Below are 1,032 nucleotides of genomic sequence, written 5' to 3'. Positions count from 1 at the left end.
GGCTGATCGCCCGCTCCGGCCAATAAAAGAGCATTAGTAATTGGCTTCGTTATAGTCGCGAATTGCTTGAGTTGCTCCATCTTCGGCGTACTTCAGCGCCTCGGAAGGAGTCATTTCTTTGGCGATCATCTTTTCAATCGCGGTTGTTACCACGGTTCTTATCTCAGGGAATGCTCCAGTTATTGCTCCGTTAGTATTGTAACTCTGGACTGAAAGCAGAAGTTGTAAGAGCGCTGTCAGGTGATCCGGGTAATCACCGTAATACCCGCTGGCAACGAGTTTCTCAACGGAATCCTTTCTAACCGGGAAGTATCCAGTGGCTTTGTGCCATTCAATCTGCTGCTCGGTGCTAGCCATGAACTTGATAAACTCCCAGGCAGCCTTGGTTTCTTCGTCTGGATGGCCATCGATAAGCCAGAGACTTCCACCGCCTATGATCGCTCCTCCAGCTTTCGAATCAGAGGGTCTTGGCAAAAAGACACTACCAAGCTCAAAACCGTTCGTCTTGGCGGATTCCATCATCAGGGCGACATCCGAAGTGGAAGTCATCAACATTGCCGCTTTTTGCGAAATAAACAGGTTTCTTGCAGCGGTCCAGTCTTCAAACTTCGTGTTTATCATTGTACCTTCCTGCGACATGGTATTCCACCACTCGAAGATCGCCAGACCTTCAGGAGTATTGAAGACTGCCTTCGTTGGTCTTCCGGTTCTGCCGTTGTTCTGATCAATTAGCGGGGCGTCCTGTGCCGCCAGTAGTTGCTCAAAGAACCATGAATTAAGAGATACGGTAAATCCTGCCTGCTCCACGTTTCCAGCCGAGTCCTTTATGGTAAGCTTCCTGGCCACTTCGATGAAATCTTCAAAAGTAGTCGGAGGATTATGCGGATCTAGACCGGCCTTTTCAAAGAGAGACTTGTTGTAGAAAACGATTGCGTTTGATGAATTGAACGGCATCGAATAGAGTTTGCCGTTTACCCGGTAATAGTTGAGAACCTGTGGCATGAACTTTCCGATATCGAAAGTTGGGTCGGC

The 1,032-nt window shown here is 48.4% G+C and carries 1 protein-coding gene; it reads right to left on the bottom strand.

Annotated features, from left to right (window positions below; translation table 11 throughout):
- Positions 1-33 precede the first annotated feature (33 nt).
- The coding region (locus tag BG32_RS11080; protein WP_147434981.1) for an ABC transporter substrate-binding protein at positions 34-1,032 on the bottom strand (999 nt) is incomplete at its 5' end.

Origin of the sequence: Mesotoga sp. HF07.pep.5.2.highcov, assembly GCF_003666285.1 — a bacterium.
Lineage (GTDB): Bacteria > Thermotogota > Thermotogae > Petrotogales > Kosmotogaceae > Mesotoga > Mesotoga prima.
The sequence above is the reverse complement of the archived record's forward strand: the minus strand, read 5'-3'. Positions and strand labels throughout refer to the sequence as shown.